This window comes from Flavobacterium sp., assembly GCF_049590715.1.
GTDB lineage: Bacteria > Bacteroidota > Bacteroidia > Flavobacteriales > Flavobacteriaceae > Flavobacterium.
The window spans coordinates 1-18,105 of sequence record NZ_JBAWDL010000147.1 but is presented as its reverse complement, the minus strand read 5'-3'; the positions used below and the strand labels follow the sequence as shown (position 1 = coordinate 18,105).

Genomic DNA, 18,105 nt, shown 5'->3' with positions numbered 1-18,105 from the left:
AAAGCTATAATCGATTTTCATAAAAGCAAAGCTGCCAAACCTAAAAAAGGGTCAACCACTTACAAGGAAACGCTAGCCTTATTTGAAAGCGGACTTTCCCCTGAAGCAATTGCTGAAAAAAGAAATTTAAATATTAGCACCATCATGTCTCATTTTGTAAAACTACAGCAAGATGGCGCAAATATTAATTTATATGATTTTATTACAAAAGAAGAAGTTACAAAAATTGCAGAGGCAAAAACAATTCTAGAGAATCCAAATGCTTTAAAACCCTATTTTGATTATTTTGAGGAAGAAATCGGATATGAGAAAATCCGTTTGGCATTAGCAATAATTGAAAAAGAAAATACGTAGTAAAAATAGTAAGTCATGATTCATTCTTTTGCTCCTTATGTTAATTCCAGAACTGAAATATTAATTCTGGGCACCATGCCTGGAATTGCTTCTTTGGAAAAACAAGAATATTACGCCCACAAGCGAAATCACTTTTGGAGAATCATGCACACTCTTTTAGGTGAGTCAATCGTTTTAGAAAATTTTGAAGAAAAAATAAAATTATTGCAATCTCACAATATTGGACTTTGGGATGTTTTACAACATTGCGAACGCAAAGGCAGTTTAGACATTCATATCAAAAACCAAAAAGAAAATGATTTTGAAACCTTATTTCAAAAATATCCTTCCATTCATAAAATAGTTTTTAATGGTAAAGAAAGTCACCGTTATTTTACCAAGAAATTTGGGCAAATAAAAGGCATCACGTATTATGTGATGCCTTCTACAAGTCCAGCTAATACTATGACTTTTGAAAATAAATTAAAAATTTGGTCTACTATTCTAGAATAGTTTATAAATATCTTTCTTCGAATACTTGTTGATGATGCTTTTGATGACCAATGATAATCAAACCTATTGCTCTCACTGAAATTTCATGATTAGAAGCGACTCCAATTCTCTTTAATTGTTCCTCCGAAAAACTCTTAAAAAGAGCCAACGTACTTTGACGAACAATGGATAACTCAGTTAATAGCCCTTGTAAATGTCTATTGTTAGCCTCCGTGTTTTCTGCGTACTCATTTTCATCAAAGCCTGGTAAAGGCGTTTGATCATTCCTTGAAATTCGCAAAGCACGATAACTAAAAATGCGCTCGGTATCAATTATATGTTGAATGATTTCTTTGATTGTCCATTTGCCTTCAGCATAACGAAAATCAAATTTATCCATTGAAATATTTTGTACAAAACGGATAAAAGAATGAAGACTTATTTCTAAGTCTTCATATAAATCTCCATCAGTTGCTGCTTTTATATAAGTAGCATTAAAAACGGAATACTCGTTTTCTAGAATATCAGTTTTCTTCATCATCAAGTATTATGCTGAATTTCTACTTGCATTTGTATTACCAAAAAGAGAACGCATTACGATTTTCTCATATACCTTAATCAAGGCTTCATCCGGTTTATCTGCTTTATTCAATTCATTAATTCTCAACAAAGCATATTGTTGTATTGTTAACAATGGCAACACAATACGTTCTCTAATTTCAATTGAAGCTTTACCGTCAGGATAGTTTTCCATCAATTCAGCATGACCTGCAATTTTCAATAATAAACGTTTGGTATCCAAAAATTCATCATAAATGTTTTGCCAAAACTCACCAAACTCAGGATCTTTTTTCATGTATGCTGTTAATGGAAAAAATGATTTAGCTAATGACATCATACTGTTTTCAAGAAGTGTTCTAAAGAACATTGAATTATCATATAAGGCCTGAACTTTATTCCATTCTCCTGCTTCTTCATAATGCTTCAAAGCTGCACCTACACCGTAAAAACCAGGTACATTCTGTTTTAATTGACTCCAAGAGCCAACAAATGGTATAGCTCTTAAATCTTTAAAATCTAATGATGCTGACTTGTTTCTTTTAGAAGGACGGCTACCAATATTTGTTTTAGCGTAGTACTTCAAAGTACTCATTTTTTCTAAATATGGTATAAATTTAGGATGATTCTTGAAGCTTAAATATTTCTCATATCCTAATTCAGAAACTTGCCCCATCACTTCTTTATCTTCTGGAGATAATATATTCTTACCTTTATTAAATACTTGATTGGTTACACCCGCACTTAATAAATTCTCTAAATTATGACGACAAGAATCTAAGGTTCCAAAATTAGAACTAATAGTTTGTCCTTGAACCGTAATTTGAATTTCTTTGTTTTCAATATTTGGACCTAAAGAAGCATAAAATTTATGTGTTTTTCCTCCTCCACGCGCGGGCGGTCCACCACGTCCATCAAAGAATATCACTTCAACATTATATTTCCTAGAAATTGTAGTCAAAGCTTCTTTGGCTTGGTAAATACTCCAGTTAGCCATCAAATAACCACCATCTTTAGTACCATCAGAGAACCCTAACATAATCGTTTGTATGTTTCCTCTATTTTTCAAATGAGAAGCATACATAGGATTCGTATATAATTTTTCCATAATGTTATGCGCATCTAATAAATCATCAACTGATTCAAAAAGCGGAATAACATCAACTGTTGGCTCTTCCCAATCAGTTAGACGAATCATTGCTAAAGTTTCCATTACATTCAAAGCACTTTCATTATTACTAATAATATAACGATTTGCTCCTTCTTCACCATTTTTAGCTTGAATGACTTTTATTGCCTGTATTGATTCAATAGTCGAACGAGTCATTTCATCTTCAAAATTACCCGAATTCAAATCCCCTTTTGCATTTGACAATACATCAAATTTCTCTGATTCTGATAATTCATAATAATTTTCAGGAAAAACCGAAGGATCATTTTTTTGATAAAAATCAAAAATATCTCTAAATACAGCATCATGAATACGACTATTTTGACGAATATCTAAAGTAGCAAAATAGAAACCAAATAAATTTACATTAATTATCAATGATTCTAATTCGTCTAAATACAAAGATTCATGTTGTTCAACTACTATGTTTTTAATCTTATTCAACTGAGACTTTAATTCATCAAGAGTTATAAAAATTTCCCCTTGAGAATAAAAAACAGATCGGTATAATTTACTTTCTAATTCAGCTATTAAAACATCTACATTAAAGAATGTTAGCTTTCTTTTCAAACGTCTCACCTCCATATAGTAGCATTTCAAAATTGAAGTTCTCAATCTATCGGCTACTTTTAATGTGATTTCAGTCGTTACAAATGGATTTCCATCACGGTCTCCCCCAGGCCAAAAACCTAGCTTAATGATTGGATTATTAACTGTCTCTCCTTCAAAAACATTTTTTTGAAGATAATGAATCATATCACTTGATGTAGGATAAAAAACATTTTCTAAGTACCAAATCAAACTTACCGCCTCGTCAAAAGGATTTGGTTTTTCGTTTTTTATAAAAGGTGTTTTACCTAATTGAGCTAACAATTGCTTAATTCTAAGTAAATCATTTTCTCTAATTGCTTTTGTTAAGTCATTAATGATACCTAATACTGCACCAGGATAAAACTGAGTAGGATGCGCTGTTAAAACAGTTCTAACATTAAAATCTTTTAAAAACTCAACTAATTCATCTTGTCTACCTTTAGCATCTGACTTTTCTTTAATATCTCTTAAAGAACCTCTTCCTTCCATATTGTTTACAACTGGAAAAGCAGCATCTTCAACCGCATCAAATAAAACAATTTGACGCTCAATATATTGAATAAAACGAAACATCAAATCTATTTGTTCTTTCTCATTTGTATTATGCAAGTACTTTTTTGAGAAAAATTCCATTATTTCTTTTGGTGTTTCTTGCTTTTTAAATCCAGTTTCACAAACATCCGTAAACAAAGGCAACATTACACCTGTATTGTCAATGGAATCAAAAGGCAATGTTATAAAAACACTATTATAAATATTGTATTTCGATAAGACATTTTGATTAAAACGTTCAATTTTTGGGAGTGTATACATAAATTATTATCGTTATTTTGGATTGGATTTTATAAAAAAATAACCCCAAGAATTAACTTAAGGTTATATTTAAAATATAAACTTTTAAGCTTTTATTACATGTTTTTAAAGATGGTATGCATCAAACGTTTCTTATCATTGATGCTTTCCTCCAGAGAAATCATGGTTTCTGTTCTGTAAACACCATCAATGTCATCAATCATAAAAATAACATCTTTGGCATGTTTGGTATCTTTTGCTCTAATCTTACAAAAAATATTGAATTTCCCTGTCGTTACAGAAGCAACAGTAACAAAAGGAATTTCATTAATACGCTCTAAAACAAATTTAGTTTGTGAAGTATTATTAAGAAAAACCCCAACGTAAGCAATAAATGAATAACCCAGTTTATCGTAGTCTAAAACTAAAGAAGAGCCCATAATAATTCCAGCATCTTCCATTTTCTTAACGCGAACATGTACAGTTCCAGCCGAAATTAATAACTTTTTAGCAATATCTGTAAAAGGAACCCTTGTATTGTCAATTAACATATCCAAAATCTGATGATCTACTTCATCTAAACGGAATTTACTCATAATTCTTTAATTAATTTTATTAACTCACTTACAAAGTATAAAAATATACATAAAAACGATAAAAAGATATAAAATTTTAAACTTTTATCAATCCGTTAACAAATTTTATGTTATTACCTAAGTTGAAAGATGCTTTTTGGTCTAGTTCTGGGAAATTTTGATAATTATCAGAATAAAGAGCTTCCTCACCATCATAAACACAATGCCCAAAACGTCCTTCTAATTCTCCTATTTCAACAATATAAGCATTAAAAATGATCTTCCCTTCTATCAACTCTTCTTTGTATTGAGCAGCAAAATTCGTTATTTTTTCAATACCATCATAATTTATTTTTATGTTTTTGTATATAAAATCATAAAAAACGGGTTTATTTTGAGGAATATTCAAATAATCATCAATTCCATTAAGAACTACATCGTTTTCGCAAAGTATTGAATAACTTGAGAGTAAAGCCATAAAAACAAACTTTCTAGTTTCTTCTCGCTCGTAATCGCTTTGAAAATGTCCTGCTTCAAATAATAAGGTAGGTACACCCATATATTGAAAAGTGTCTCCAATGCAATTTATATTAAATGAATCATCAAATCGACCGACTTGATTAGGAATATATTGCTGTAATACTGAGTTAATTCCAGCAATTAGCTCCATTGCTTTTAATCTAGATTCATTTACCTCACGTTCTTCATTGTATGATGGTGCCAAAAAGGACATTGTTGCTGGTTTCCCAGAGTCATTTACCCCAAAAATAGTGCGCTGATCATGAAGATTAAAGCAATAATTAGGCTTAAATGATTCAAAAGTTTCACGTAATAACTTACTTTCAGGCTGTGTTAAGTCTTGTGAGTCTCGATTCAAATCAATCTTATTGGCATTTACACGTGTATACAAACGAGCCCCGTCAGGATTTAACATCGGAAGAGCGCAAAACGTAAAACGGTCTAAAAGCTGGTTCGCTAATTCAGATCCGCTTTTTAATACATTAAAAAAATCAAACAAACCTTTTGTAGTGGTACTTTCATTACCATGCATCTGCGACCACAAAAAGATTCTTGTTTTTCCTTTTCCAATTTGATACTTATAAATCGGTTCCCCTAAAACAGATTGACCAATAATTGATAATTCATTATTGGTATTTAATTTTTTTAAAAGTGGCACTACAGCATCTAAAGTAAGATACCTGCCTGATATAGATTGTTCTTTATTTTCAATGAACAATTGTTCTAAATTCATAGTATATTATTTAATTTACAAAAGTAAACATCTTTATTTTTACAATTGTAAATCGAAAATAAAACAGAATTATTATAATTGTAAACACAAATTTAAAAGTTTAAATAGGTTTTTAATACAGCCTTATTGACAAATGTTACTCATTAATATTTTATTTATTAAATAACTGTTATTCAGATAATAAAGACCTATTAATTAAATTAAAAAATGATGGTTATTTTAGTAAATTAATAAATTTACACTTGTAATATTGTGTATTAATCTAATATTAGTTACATTTGTAAATAGTACATTTTAAACAGTAATTTACAATGGTAAACATAGACGATTTTATAAAAAGACTAGAAATCATACTCGATTATTACAGTCTCAATGCCTCTGCATTTGCTGATAAAATAGGCGTACAACGCTCTAGCCTATCCCACTTGCTTTCGGGAAGAAATAAGCCTAGCTTAGACTTTGTTCTTAAGATACTTGAGGAATTTCCTGAAATTGATTTGTACTGGATATTAAACGGAAAAGGACAATTCCCTAAAAGTGATGAAGAATCTTTAGGTTTTGAAAATAAGTTAAATGATGTTTCAAATAACAATCCCACTACCACATTTAGTAATACTAATGAACCGAATGATTTGTTTTCAGAACCAAGCGTATCTATGGAAGAAAAAACAGCTCTTGCAAAAGAAACAGTACAAGAACATACGATTCCTAATTTATTAGCTTCTGATGTAGAAAAAATTATATTCTTTTACAAAGACGGGACTTTCAAAACTTATAAACCAAAATAAAAAATCTTTATTTTTGAAAATTTAAGATTTTAATTTTCTGCTAATTTAAACGAACATCTTGTTGACTTAATAATTTGAAATATACGAGTGACCTTAAGAATACTCTATTTTTTATTGTTTTTTTTACAATTAGTTCATTATATATTAAATTATATTTTATTTTTGATACAAAATAACCTTCATGCTCAAACGAATTCTTAGCTACCTCATACCTGTAATTTTATACAAAAAAAAATCAAAAATCAGTAAATCTATTGAGATAACGTGGAATAATGGCGAACTAGTTATGGACTCAGAAAATGCAAATTATTCCTATGGTAGTTTGCAACGTATTTTAAAATTGGGACTTTCTAGTATTGGTTTTGAAAAAATAGTAAAAATGGAGCACGTTCTGGTTTTAGGTGTTGCTGGTGGAAGTGTGATCAAAACGTTAGTTGGAGATATAGCCTATAAAGGTAAAATTACAGGAGTCGAAATTGATCCTGAAATTATCAAAATAGCCAACCAATATTTCAATCTTAAGGATATTTCACAACTCAGTATAGTTATTGAGGATGCTTTCGAATTTGTTTTGAAAACCAAAGATCAGTATGATTTAATTATCATTGATGTATTTCAAGATACTAAAATGCCTAGTTTTTTATACCAATCTTATTTTACGGATAGAATTTGTTCTTTGTTAAATACCAAAGGTTTTATATTATTCAATACCATGCTTTTAGATAAAAAACAAAATCTCCTCAATGAAACCTATATTTCAAGTTTCAAGAAAGAGAATTTTAGCATTCATTCTATTCCGAGAGTCGAAAAGCACAATGAATTAATTGTCATTGAAAGAATGAATTAGATCATTTTCCTAGCTTTTTCTAGGTCTTCTTTAGTGTCAATACCAATTCCGATATGTGTAGTCTCTACCATTTTGATGCTTTTTCCAAATTCTAAATAACGAAGTTGTTCTAATTTTTCGGATGCTTCCAATGATTTCATGGGTAGGCTATAAAAATCCATCAGAGCCTGCTTTCTAAAAGCATAAATCCCAATGTGCTTCATATAGCGAACACCTGCATTGACTTCTCTTGGAAAAGGGATTACCGAACGTGAAAAGTATAAGGCAAAACCGTTTTGATTTACCACTACTTTTACATTATTAGGATTGTTAATTTCGTCTTGTTCTTTAATTTCACACATCAAAGAAGCTAAATCGACTTTCTTGTCTGTATCGTTTTTATAAACTTCAATAAGTTTTTCCAAAGTAGCCGTATCGATAAAGGGTTCATCCCCTTGTACATTCACTACAATATCAACATCCATATGCTCCACAGCTTCTGCAATACGGTCGCTTCCAGATTCGTGTTCTTTAATACTCATTATGGCTTTACCACCATTTGAATCAATTTCGTTAAAAATCAATTCCGAATCGGTAACAACAAAAACAGCATCAAAAAGATTGGACTGTTTGGCCGCTTCATAAGTTCTTAAAATCACGGTTTTCCCACCTAGATCCTCCATTAGTTTGGCATGGAATCTAGTTGAAGCGTAACGTGCTGGAATGACTGCTATTATTTTCATTACTCAAAAATTACAATATATTATTATTTTGAAAATTTAATGACCTCGTTTTTGATAGGTTTTACCGTTTTGAGATAGGCATAAATTGCTTTTAAATCACTTTTTTTCATCGTTCCATACATAGTCCAAGGCATAACAGTGTTGAACTCATCTTTATTAATTTTGTATGGTACATAAGTGCTATCCGCATAGTATTTAAATCGATTTACAAACATCTGCTCTGTCCATTTTCCAATTCCAGTTGTAGGATCAGGCGTAATATTTGAAGATCTCGTAACACCTCCTGTAGGCATCATGAAATCAAAACCACCAGCCAATTCCATTCCTGCTATTTTAGTCCCTTTTTCTTGCTTAGTATGACATTCATTACATGAAGCAGCATTAAACAAGTATTCTCCATATTTTACAGGCTCATTTTCACTTGGTTTTTGAGAATACACTGCTTTTTGGGGAATGGTATTGATGATGAAATTCATCGGAAAATCAGATTTTGATTCTGGAATTTTATTTTCTATTGGCTTTAACGTTGTTAAATAAACGATAATAGAATACAAATCTTCCTTATCCATTTTTCCATAATTAGGATGCGGCATAATAGGAAATAAAGGGCTTCCTTTTTTATTTACTCCACTTCCAATGGCTCGTAAAATTTCACCATCTGTCCAATCTCCAATTCCTGATGGAGTTATATTTCGAGCATAGTACTCACCTGGAAAACCAAATTTCTGATTAAAAACTTCCCCTCCTTTTCCAAGAGTACCAGGAAGTAATGGTCCTGAAAAAGCATTCCAATCTCTTGTTGAATGACAATCCATACAAACTGAAACACTATTTGCGAGATATTTACCTCTTTCAAAACGCTCGTTTGTTTTATCTATTTTTAGATATTCTGGCTCACCAACATTAGGCAAACCAAAACTTAAAAAAAGGAGCAATAAAGTCACTCCAAATACTAAGGTTAATACAATCCATTTCGCAATCTTTTTCATACAAAAAGTTTAAATAAATAATACATTTGAACGCTCTATTGTTGTTTTTAAAATAAGTTCAAATATATAATTTATTCCACAAAACTCTCATCCTTAAATCCTATCAAGTATAATTTATTTTTGGCTCGAGTCATGGCGGTGTACAACCAGCGGATATAATCTCTATCAATACCGTTAGGCAGATAAGGTTGTTCTATAAAAACAGTGTTCCATTGACCACCTTGTGATTTATGACAAGTAATTGCATAGGAGAACTTTACCTGTAATCCGTTAAAGTATTCATTTGCCTTAACTTTTTGGAATTTCTTGTATTTTGTAGTTTCACTTTCGTAGTCTTTCATCACTTCTTCATACAGACGATTTGAGTCTTCATACGATAAAGATGGTGATTCACTCTTGATGGTATCCAATAATAAAACAGTTTCAAATGGAATTTGTTTGGGATAATCGACCATTCTGATTTTTACTTTGGCAAACTTAAAACCGTACAATTCTTGAATTTTAAAAATCTCCAATACTTCGATAATATCGCCATTGGCAATAAAACCCGCTTCATCTGAATCTTTCAACCAAAAATAATTATTCTTGACTACCATCAGGAAATCTCCTGAGGACAATTCACTTTCTTTATCTAAAATTTTCGACCGAATTTGTTCGTTGTATTGATTTGCTCTTTTATTGGAACGTACTATAAAAGCCGTGTCTTCAATACTGTAATTACTATAAGCGGAATGGATGGCATCTTGAATATCATAACCATCAATTAGTCGAACAATATCTTTAAATTTCTTGACATCAAATTGAAACTCGGTGATGAAAGAATCTTTTAATAATTCTCGTAATTCGGTAGCATTATACAAAATTCCAGATGACTCTTCCTGACGCATAACTTCATCTAGTTCAATATGCTCTATCTCTTTATTGTAATGTAAACTTAAAGTATTTATATCCAAGGCTGGACTCACATCCAAATTCACTGGAGGCAACTGCGCAGTATCTCCTAAGAGTATCATTTTGCAATTTGCACCTGAGTATACATACGAAATTAAATCATCCAACAACGAGCCGTTTTCGTATAATTTGGAATCCGAATTGGTATCCGAAATCATCGAAGCTTCATCAACGATAAAAATGGTATTTTTATGTTTGTTAGGTTGTAATACAAACGAAACACCTCCACCCGATGATTTTTTAGGAAAATAGATTTTTTTATGAATCGTAAAAGCTGGTTTATCTGAATAATTAGCAATTACCTTTGCCGCACGACCTGTTGGCGCCAGCAAGACATATTTTTTATTGATTTCAAGAAGATTATTAACGATTGTCGAAATTACCGTTGTTTTTCCGGTTCCTGCGTATCCATTGAGGACAAAAATGGTATCATTATAGGTGTCAGTCAAAAAAATAGCGATTTTTTGAAAAAATATATCCTGATTGTAAGTAGGCGTAAAAGGAAAGTTTTTTCGTAAAAGACTATAAAATAAGGAGGAATTCATGAATTGCATTTTAACCGCAAATTACGTTTAATAAATGACAATTTCAAAAATCAATGACAATAGCAATACTTGGGATATAACTAATAATTTCAAAAATCAGATTAAAATGCTGTTTTATAAAAATTAAATAAAATAATCCTAATCTATATGTCAGTAAAAAAATTAAGCCATTCAATTTTGATGCTTTTTTCATTGAAATTCAATTGATATTGTTTTTTTTGAAATTGCCATTGTTATTGTCATTGATATTGCCATTGAAATTTGTAAGTTTGTCACGTTAAAAAAATGAACCTAACTAATGGATATCACCGAAAAAAAATACAAAAAACTTTCCATTCAAGTTTCCTTGACAGGGCTTTCTTTTTGTTGTTTTGACACGTTGAATAATACCATTACGTCTTTTAATGAGGTTCATTTTGATACTATTGACAAAGGGATTAAAATCGAAGAATTGTTTGCGGATGCATTTAACAAACATGTTGAACTCAATGAAAGTTATGATAATGTGTTGATATTGCACAACAACAATCTTTCCACCTTTGTGCCTACTGCCCTATTTGACGAGAATTTCTTAGGCAGTTATTTACAGTACAATACTAAGGTTTTTGAAACTGATTTTTTTGCTTTTGACGAAATCAGTAATTACCAAATCAATGCAGTTTATATTCCGTATGTCAATATGAATAACTTTTTCATAGATAAATTTGGAACTTTTGATTACAAACACGTTAACAGTGTTTTAGTAACTAAATTGATGGACCGATCCAAAAACAATGATACTAAAACGATGTGGGTTCATTTTAACGAAGGTCATTTTGAAATTATAGTAATTCAGAATCAAAAGTTGCTTTTATTCAACTCTTTTGATTATTCAACACCCGAAGATTTCTTGTATTATTTGCTTTTCACTGCAGAACAACTCAATATGAATCCCGAAAATTTTCCATTAGAACTAATAGGAAACATCCATACTGATAGCGACTTTTACAAAATTGCCTATCGATTTATTCGCAATATCTCACTGATTGATGTGGAAGATTTGCGATGGAACAATTATTTTTCTGAGGCCGAAAACAGAAAACACTTTATACTTTTCAACTCATGAGAATCATTTCAGGTAAATACAAAGGCAGACGTATCTCGCCACCCAAAGGACTTCCGGTCCGACCAACCACCGATATGTCCAAAGAAGCATTGTTTAATGTTTTAAACAACCATTTCAATTTTGAAGGATTAAAAATCCTCGACTTGTTTGCTGGTACAGGGAACATTAGTTACGAATTTGCTTCAAGAGGCAGCTCGCCTATTACTTCTGTAGATGGTGATTTTGGATGTGTAAAATTTATCAAACAAACCGCTGCCGAATATGATTTTAATATTGCAGTAACAAAAAGTGATATTTTTAAGTTTTTAGAAAGAAACAATGCTACTTACGACATTATTTTTGCTGATCCACCTTATAATTTTGATCAAGCAACGTTTGAAAAGATTGTATTGCTCATTTTTGCTAACAACAGCTTGAATGACGATGGCATGATGGTTATTGAGCATTCAAAATACACCAAATTAGATCATCTTACTCATTTTTCTTTTAAGAAAACGTATGGAGGTTCTATCTTTAGCTTTTTTGAAATAGAAAAAGGAGAACAAGAAATCGACGAAGAAACCGATGGTGAGGAAGAATAAAAAAATCCCTTTATGATAATAAACATAAAGGGATTTTTGTAATTTATAAATTCACCACTTTACACCAATGAAACAATCTTAGACAGTTTGTCTAAAACCATTCTATACGTTGGAGTTTCTACTTCGTACTTCATTCCTTCATTGACAATATATTCCGTTAGAGAAGCCAATTCGAAATTATTTCCCGCCAAAATATCTCGATGCATTGACGAAGTTGCTTCATATGGAGTTTTCTCTAGTTTTAAAATTGTTTGTATGATGATATCATCTGGTAAATTCAATCCTTTTACAGCTGCCAACAAAGTAATTTCATGCAATAAAGCCACATAAACTTGGCGACTTTCAGGAGATTGTAAAATTTGACCAATATTTTGATCCAAATAGGATGTAGCCGAAGCTAAAGCAGAGATAAATACAAACTTCTCCCATACAGTATCATCAATATTTTCAACCAAAAAACTTTGAATATGAGCTTGTTGAAAAAGCACTTGTAAATTTCTTAGTTTTCCAATGGGAGCGGTATCTGACCCAAAAAATAACTTTTCATAAAAACCCATTTTTCGGATAGTACCTGGTGTTTCAATTTTAGAGACAATATAGACACATCCTTGCAACACTTCGTTATCTGGAAAAAGAATACTAATACGTTCAGGTGCATCTACTCCATTATATAAAGGTAAGATAACGGTATTTTTAGTAATGCATTTTGCTATAGAACTCAAACTCGACTCTATATCATAGGTTTTAGTAGCGCAAATTAAATAATCTAGTTTCCCAATTTCCTCAGGATGATCTGAAATTTTAGAAGGAAAAACAGTCATTTCAGAGTCGTCCAAAACGATTTTTAGACCGTTTTCTATAACATTTTGTTTTGTTAATCCACGAGCGATGAAAACAATATCAACCGTTTCTGAATCTGCATACGCTTTAGCAAGCAGTCCACCAAAATAGCCTCCTACTCCACCTAATCCTAAAATTCCAATTCTAGTTTGCATATTTTGATTGCTTAAAAAGATTAATTGTTTAATGGGGAACTGATACCTTTTTTGAGCCTTAGCGCCTCAGCAACTTAGAACCTTAGTTCCTTAAAAAAGAAAAAAAACAGACCTATAAGCCGGATTCTGTCCCCAATTAATTGGAGCCTTATCATTTATCTAGGCTTACAATTACTCGTAAGCTCAAGCTATCTACCCTTCAACAACGGGCGAGAAACCCTTAAATGCTGATATACTTGATATTTCACCGCATAGAGTTTACCTGGTTTCACTACAGCATTACCTGTACATACTTTCTGTTGCACTTGTCCTAATTCGATTGCTCGAACCGACGGGTGTTACCCGCTATGCTTCTCTATGGTGTCCGGACTTTCCTCAATCCACCGAGGTGGACAGCGATAAGGCGGTCTGTGGTGCAAATTTACATTTTTTAGAACGGAATTACTATTTTTAAAACCACACTTTAACACGTCATTTGCAAGTAATTAATTTTAAAATAGTTATCTTTAAAAACCAACTAAAAAATCAATCGTCATGAATAAAATGTATCATTATACTTCTGTATCCAAAGCCTTAGATGAATTGAATGAAAAAGGTTTTACGTATGATTTTAACATCAATGAGGCTGATATTGTCAAAAATCCAAGTCGATACGAAATTGTTCATATTTATCGTTATGAAGGAGATTCAAATCCTGATGATGAAGCTATAGTCTATGGTATAAAATCCATTTCAGGTAAAAAAGGGGTTTATGTTGCTGGATTTGCTGCAAATTCGGTTAATGAAGCCACGGAAGTTTTGATTCAATTAACTATTAAAGGGAGAAATTAGACTTATCCTATATCATTTATTATGAAGAGTGAAATATTCTAAAAAAATGAACCATATATTATCAAAATTTCAACTGGAACTATGAAAAGGTAAACCTGATTCCAGTTTTTTTTTTAAAAAATTTATTAAAAAGACATGTCTCTATCAACAAAATCTGATAAAAAAAACGCACTCAATTTTAATTATTGGGAGGTTTTGCCCCAGATCGTAGTGGCAGCCCCGACAATTTGAGCGCTATTTTTTACAGTCACTAGAGAGCGACCAGAGGAAGCTCCTCTAGTGACTAGTAAAAAAAGCGGGAAAATGGAGGGCTATAGCGTAGCGCTGGATTAGGCTCAAAAAACTATTCTATAGGGATTGCGAGGACAGGAATCGAAAATTCGTTGGCTGCCTTTTTAGTTAAACTGGTATGAAATAAATTTTCAAAAAAGCCTCTTTTGTAGGTTAACATAGTCACCATATCGATGTCTTTTTGTAGAATAAAATCCAGAATTGTCTCTTTTATTTCATTAGAAAGTATGACTGAAAACGAAATATGATCGTTAGCAAACTCAGCTTTCCATTCCTTTATTGTTTCATCGGACACATCCGATTCATTTGCTTTTACGTATAAACATTGAATTTGAGCATTTGTTTTATGTGCAATCTTTATGATTCTTTTGAGTGCTTTTTTATCTTTAGGTCTGAATCGAGTGGTAAAACCAATTGTTTTTATTTTACAGAAAGGTGCATCATGAGGAACACATAGCATAGGGATATCAATATCCGAAATAACATTCCCAGAATTTGATCCCAAGAAGAAGCTTTCCCATCCTGAATCACCCGCAGTTCCCATGACTACAAAGTCGATATTGTCTTCTTTAATTTCTTTTTTGATATTGAATATTAAGTCGCCATCCATTAAGCGGTGTGTTAATTTGATTTTGTCAAGATTACGCTTTTCTGCAATGGCTCGGAGTTTTGGAATCTCGTCTTTAAACATATCAAATTGCGCCAATTCTAACGATTCGTAAATCACCATATAATTCTCAGGAAAAAACTGATTGTCCACTACTGGCAACTCAAAACTATGCAACACAATTAATTCTCCGTTTAATGTTTTAGCTAATTCTAAAGCATGTACAAAAGCATTATTGGCAACTTCAGAAAAATCGGTTGGAAATAATATACGTTTCATAGTGTAAAGTTTTAAGTGAATTTTATTTAAACAAATATTAAATTTGATATATGTAAGTAATTTAGATGATTTTAACGCCATTAGGCATGCATCACTAATATTGGAATTTTGATATCTTCAGTCGTTTTTTTAGCATAATTAGCGACAAACATTCCTTCAAAGAAGCCGCTTTTATAGGTGAGCATCGACAAAACATCGATTTTTTCTTTGGCAATAAAATCTAAAGTAACTTGTTTAATTTCGTCGCTTTGAAACATAAAATATTCAACTGGCTGCTCTTTGAAGGTCTGCTCCCACTCTTTTATGATTTCAATATCAACCTCTGAAGTTGTAGTTTTTACATACAAACATTTCACTTTAGCATGTATGATTTTAGCTAAATCTAAGGTTTTATGCAGTGCTATTTTATCTTGTTGTTTATAATGCGTGACAAAACCGATGGTGTCTATTTTTTTGTGCGCTACTCCAAAAGGCACACAAAGCATTGGAACATCAATTCCTAAAATAACAGAACCCGAATTAGACCCTCCAAAAAGTGCTTCCCAGTCCGTAGCACCTGAAGTTCCCATTATTAAATAATCAATAGCATCTTCCTCTATAGCTTTTTTGATGTTAGTAACAAAATTCCCCTCCATCAATCGATGAGTCATTTTTATATCTTCAAAATTATGTTCCTCAATAATTTTACGAAGTTTAGGAAGTTCGTCTTTGAATAAATCAAAATGAGCTAACTCAACTGTCTCATACACTTCCGTAAAATTCTCTGGAAAAAATTGATCATCCATAGGCGGTAAATCATAGGAATGCAAGACGATTAACTCACCTTGGATTTTTTTAGCTAATTCTACCGCATGTACAAAAGCATTAGTAGCAACTTCAGAAAAGTCAGTGGGAAATAGAATACGTTTCATCTTTTTCAGTGAATTAAGAATTAATTATAACTAAACTGGAATTGAAAGTTACGCTAAAAATATGATAAAAATAAGCGTATTACAATTATTTTAAGAACTTTCTGGGTGTGCCACCCACTAGAGAAAAGGGCTATCTACCAAGCGGTCATTGCCCTTTCCTCTAGTGGCTGTCGGGCTATACGCGCTACTACGGTAGCTAGCTTCTATCCCTCACACAAACCCTGCAATAATCCAAATTAATTCCTTTAGATCACTTCTTTAGTTTTTAGTACCTTTGCATCCAATACAAAATAAAATGCTAAACAACGATGCTATAGTAGCACTAGCAACCCCATCGGGCGCTGGAGCGATTGCGATAATCAGAATTTCAGGTCAAGAAGCCATTACCATTGGTGATTCGGTTTTCAAATCTATAAAAGATAAAGATTTACTGAAACAAAAAACACATACATTGCACCTAGGTCATATTATAGATGGTGCCAAAGTGCTAGACGAAGTTCTAGTCTCCATTTTCAAAGGTCCTAACTCCTATACTGGCGAAAATACCATTGAAATTTCCTGTCATGGCTCAACTTATATTCAGCAACAAATTATTCAGTTATTATTAAGAAAAGGGTGCCGAATGGCGGATGCTGGAGAATTTACTCTTCGTGCTTTTTTGAACGGAAAACTAGATTTATCACAAGCCGAAGCCGTTGCTGATTTGATTTCGTCAGACAACGAAGCTAGTCACCAAATTGCGATGCAACAAATGCGCGGTGGTTTCTCTAACGAAATTGCCAAACTACGTGAAGAACTGTTGAATTTTGCATCGCTAATCGAACTCGAATTGGATTTTGCCGAAGAAGATGTAGAATTTGCTGATAGAACGCAATTTCACGAACTCTTAAACCGAATCGAATTTGTACTTAAACGCTTAATTGACTCCTTTGCCGTAGGAAACGTCATCAAAAACGGAATTCCAGTAGCGATTGTTGGGGAACCAAATGTTGGAAAATCAACACTTTTAAACGCTTTATTGAACGAAGAACGTGCCATCGTTTCGGACATTGCTGGTACTACTCGTGATACGATCGAAGATGAATTGGTGATTGAAGGGATTGGTTTTCGATTTATAGACACCGCTGGAATTCGAGAAACCAAAGATGTTGTAGAAAGCATTGGAATCAAGAAAACTTTCGAAAAAATTGAACAAGCGCAACTCGTTATTTATTTAATGGATAGTTTAAAATTTCAAATTTCAAGCACTGAGTTTGTTCTTGAAATTGAAAAAATAAAAAACAAATATCCATTAAAAGAAATCCTAATTGTCGCCAATAAGGTAGACAGATTGAACGAAAACGAAATGCAATCGGTACATGCAAAACTTGAAACTTTAAACTTGAAACAACTTTTTTTGAGTGCCAAAGAGAAAATAGGCATAGAAGAACTAAAGTCACAACTACTCTCTTTAGTAAATACTGGTGCTCTTAGAAATAATGAAACAATCATAACCAATACAAGACATTACGACTCCTTACTTAAAGCCCTTGATGAAATATCAAGAGTAAAATACGGACTGGAAACAAACCTTTCCAGCGACTTGATGGCCATTGATATTAAGGAAGCTTTATATCATTTTGGAATGATTACAGGACAAGTTACTAATGATGAATTGCTAGGGAATATCTTTGCGAATTTTTGTATCGGGAAGTAACAGTACATTATATTTCACAGTGCAGGGAGTACGAATGCAGTATTTCTATTTGAAAAAAGAACAGACATTTATCCCTTTTCCAAAAGAGTAGAGCACTCTGAAATTTGCACTACAGCAATTTATACTAAAATTGTTATCGAAAAAATGAAAGAAATATCTAATCGCTGTTGCAAGTTTCCCATCATTCCGTACTTTGAATTATA

18 protein-coding genes and 1 other RNA gene are annotated in these 18,105 nt (G+C 32.1%); 8 read left to right on the top strand and 11 right to left on the bottom strand.

Features of this window, described 5'->3' with window-relative positions:
• Positions 1-354: helix-turn-helix domain-containing protein (locus WBQ70_RS06800; RefSeq protein WP_423912090.1), on the top strand; the 354-nt coding region annotated here is incomplete at its 5' end.
• A 15-nt stretch (positions 355-369) separates the two neighbouring features.
• Entirely contained in the window at positions 370-846 is a 477-nt protein-coding gene (locus tag WBQ70_RS06795) for a DNA-deoxyinosine glycosylase (protein ID WP_423912087.1), read from the top strand.
• Between the two features lies 1 nt (position 847).
• On the opposite strand, the gene WBQ70_RS06790 is transcribed toward WBQ70_RS06795, so the two are convergent.
• From WBQ70_RS06790 to WBQ70_RS06775, 4 genes are all read right to left on the bottom strand, one after another.
• Positions 848-1,363, bottom strand: a complete 516-nt coding sequence (locus WBQ70_RS06790; RefSeq protein ID WP_423912091.1) for a DinB family protein — start codon at positions 1,361-1,363, stop codon at positions 848-850.
• Between the two features lie 9 nt (positions 1,364-1,372).
• Positions 1,373-3,958 carry a phosphoenolpyruvate carboxylase gene (locus WBQ70_RS06785; protein WP_423912084.1) on the bottom strand — a complete coding sequence of 862 codons (2,586 nt, stop codon included), beginning with the start codon at positions 3,956-3,958 and terminating at the stop codon, positions 1,373-1,375.
• 95 nt (positions 3,959-4,053) lie between these two features.
• Positions 4,054-4,533, bottom strand: coding sequence for an Lrp/AsnC family transcriptional regulator (locus WBQ70_RS06780; RefSeq protein WP_072943262.1), 480 nt, complete (start codon positions 4,531-4,533; stop codon positions 4,054-4,056).
• 76 nt (positions 4,534-4,609) lie between these two features.
• The gene (locus WBQ70_RS06775) at positions 4,610-5,764 is read right to left on the bottom strand and encodes a M14 family metallopeptidase (protein WP_423912080.1); all 1,155 of its coding nucleotides are present in this window, start codon (positions 5,762-5,764) and stop codon (positions 4,610-4,612) included.
• A 311-nt stretch (positions 5,765-6,075) separates the two neighbouring features.
• Between WBQ70_RS06775 and WBQ70_RS06770 the strand changes: the two genes are divergently transcribed.
• The gene (locus WBQ70_RS06770; protein ID WP_423912079.1) at positions 6,076-6,552 is read left to right on the top strand and encodes a helix-turn-helix domain-containing protein; all 477 of its coding nucleotides are present in this window, start codon (positions 6,076-6,078) and stop codon (positions 6,550-6,552) included.
• A gap of 181 nt (positions 6,553-6,733) precedes the next feature.
• A complete protein-coding gene (locus WBQ70_RS06765) occupies positions 6,734-7,399 on the top strand; it encodes a spermidine synthase (protein ID WP_423912076.1) in 666 nt (221 codons plus the stop codon).
• Here WBQ70_RS06765 and kdsB read toward each other — a convergent pair.
• From kdsB to WBQ70_RS06750, 3 genes are all read right to left on the bottom strand, one after another.
• A complete protein-coding gene (gene kdsB / locus WBQ70_RS06760; RefSeq protein ID WP_423912075.1) occupies positions 7,396-8,121 on the bottom strand; it encodes a 3-deoxy-manno-octulosonate cytidylyltransferase in 726 nt (241 codons plus the stop codon). The two genes, WBQ70_RS06765 and kdsB, sit on opposite strands and share 4 nt — an antisense overlap.
• Positions 8,122-8,144: 23 nt before the next feature.
• A complete protein-coding gene (locus WBQ70_RS06755) occupies positions 8,145-9,110 on the bottom strand; it encodes a c-type cytochrome (protein ID WP_423912072.1) in 966 nt (321 codons plus the stop codon).
• A gap of 71 nt (positions 9,111-9,181) precedes the next feature.
• Positions 9,182-10,606, bottom strand: coding sequence for an ATP-dependent DNA helicase (locus WBQ70_RS06750; RefSeq protein ID WP_423912070.1), 1,425 nt, complete (start codon positions 10,604-10,606; stop codon positions 9,182-9,184).
• Positions 10,607-10,904: 298 nt separating this feature from the next.
• Here WBQ70_RS06750 and WBQ70_RS06745 point away from each other — a divergent pair, with 298 nt between their 5' ends.
• Together WBQ70_RS06745 and WBQ70_RS06740 are read left to right on the top strand one after the other, a co-directional pair.
• The gene (locus tag WBQ70_RS06745) at positions 10,905-11,711 is read left to right on the top strand and encodes a DUF3822 family protein (protein ID WP_423912067.1); all 807 of its coding nucleotides are present in this window, start codon (positions 10,905-10,907) and stop codon (positions 11,709-11,711) included.
• Complete coding sequence (locus tag WBQ70_RS06740) at positions 11,708-12,292, top strand: RsmD family RNA methyltransferase (RefSeq protein ID WP_423912065.1); 585 nt, start codon at positions 11,708-11,710, stop codon at positions 12,290-12,292. Before WBQ70_RS06745 ends, WBQ70_RS06740 begins: the two co-directional genes overlap by 4 nt.
• Before the next feature lie 59 nt (positions 12,293-12,351).
• Here the strand turns inward: WBQ70_RS06740 and WBQ70_RS06735 are convergent, their stop codons facing one another.
• Both WBQ70_RS06735 and rnpB read right to left on the bottom strand, forming a co-directional pair.
• Complete coding sequence (locus WBQ70_RS06735; protein WP_423912063.1) at positions 12,352-13,287, bottom strand: ketopantoate reductase family protein; 936 nt, start codon at positions 13,285-13,287, stop codon at positions 12,352-12,354.
• A gap of 99 nt (positions 13,288-13,386) precedes the next feature.
• An RNA gene (rnpB, locus tag WBQ70_RS06730) (RNase P RNA component class A) lies at positions 13,387-13,702 on the bottom strand.
• A 119-nt stretch (positions 13,703-13,821) separates the two neighbouring features.
• Between rnpB and WBQ70_RS06725 the strand changes: the two genes are divergently transcribed.
• Positions 13,822-14,118, top strand: a complete 297-nt coding sequence (locus tag WBQ70_RS06725; protein WP_423912061.1) for a hypothetical protein — start codon at positions 13,822-13,824, stop codon at positions 14,116-14,118.
• Positions 14,119-14,461: 343 nt separating this feature from the next.
• Here WBQ70_RS06725 and WBQ70_RS06720 read toward each other — a convergent pair whose 3' ends face one another.
• Together WBQ70_RS06720 and WBQ70_RS06715 are read right to left on the bottom strand one after the other, a co-directional pair.
• Positions 14,462-15,295: a universal stress protein gene (locus WBQ70_RS06720; RefSeq protein ID WP_423912060.1), complete on the bottom strand. Its 834-nt coding sequence runs from the start codon at positions 15,293-15,295 to the stop codon at positions 14,462-14,464.
• A gap of 80 nt (positions 15,296-15,375) precedes the next feature.
• The gene (locus tag WBQ70_RS06715) at positions 15,376-16,206 is read right to left on the bottom strand and encodes a universal stress protein (protein ID WP_423912057.1); all 831 of its coding nucleotides are present in this window, start codon (positions 16,204-16,206) and stop codon (positions 15,376-15,378) included.
• Between the two features lie 295 nt (positions 16,207-16,501).
• On the opposite strand from WBQ70_RS06715, the gene mnmE reads away from it, so the two are divergent.
• Positions 16,502-17,902, top strand: coding sequence for a tRNA uridine-5-carboxymethylaminomethyl(34) synthesis GTPase MnmE (gene mnmE, locus WBQ70_RS06710; RefSeq protein WP_423912055.1), 1,401 nt, complete (start codon positions 16,502-16,504; stop codon positions 17,900-17,902).
• The last annotated feature ends 203 nt before the right edge of the window (positions 17,903-18,105 follow it).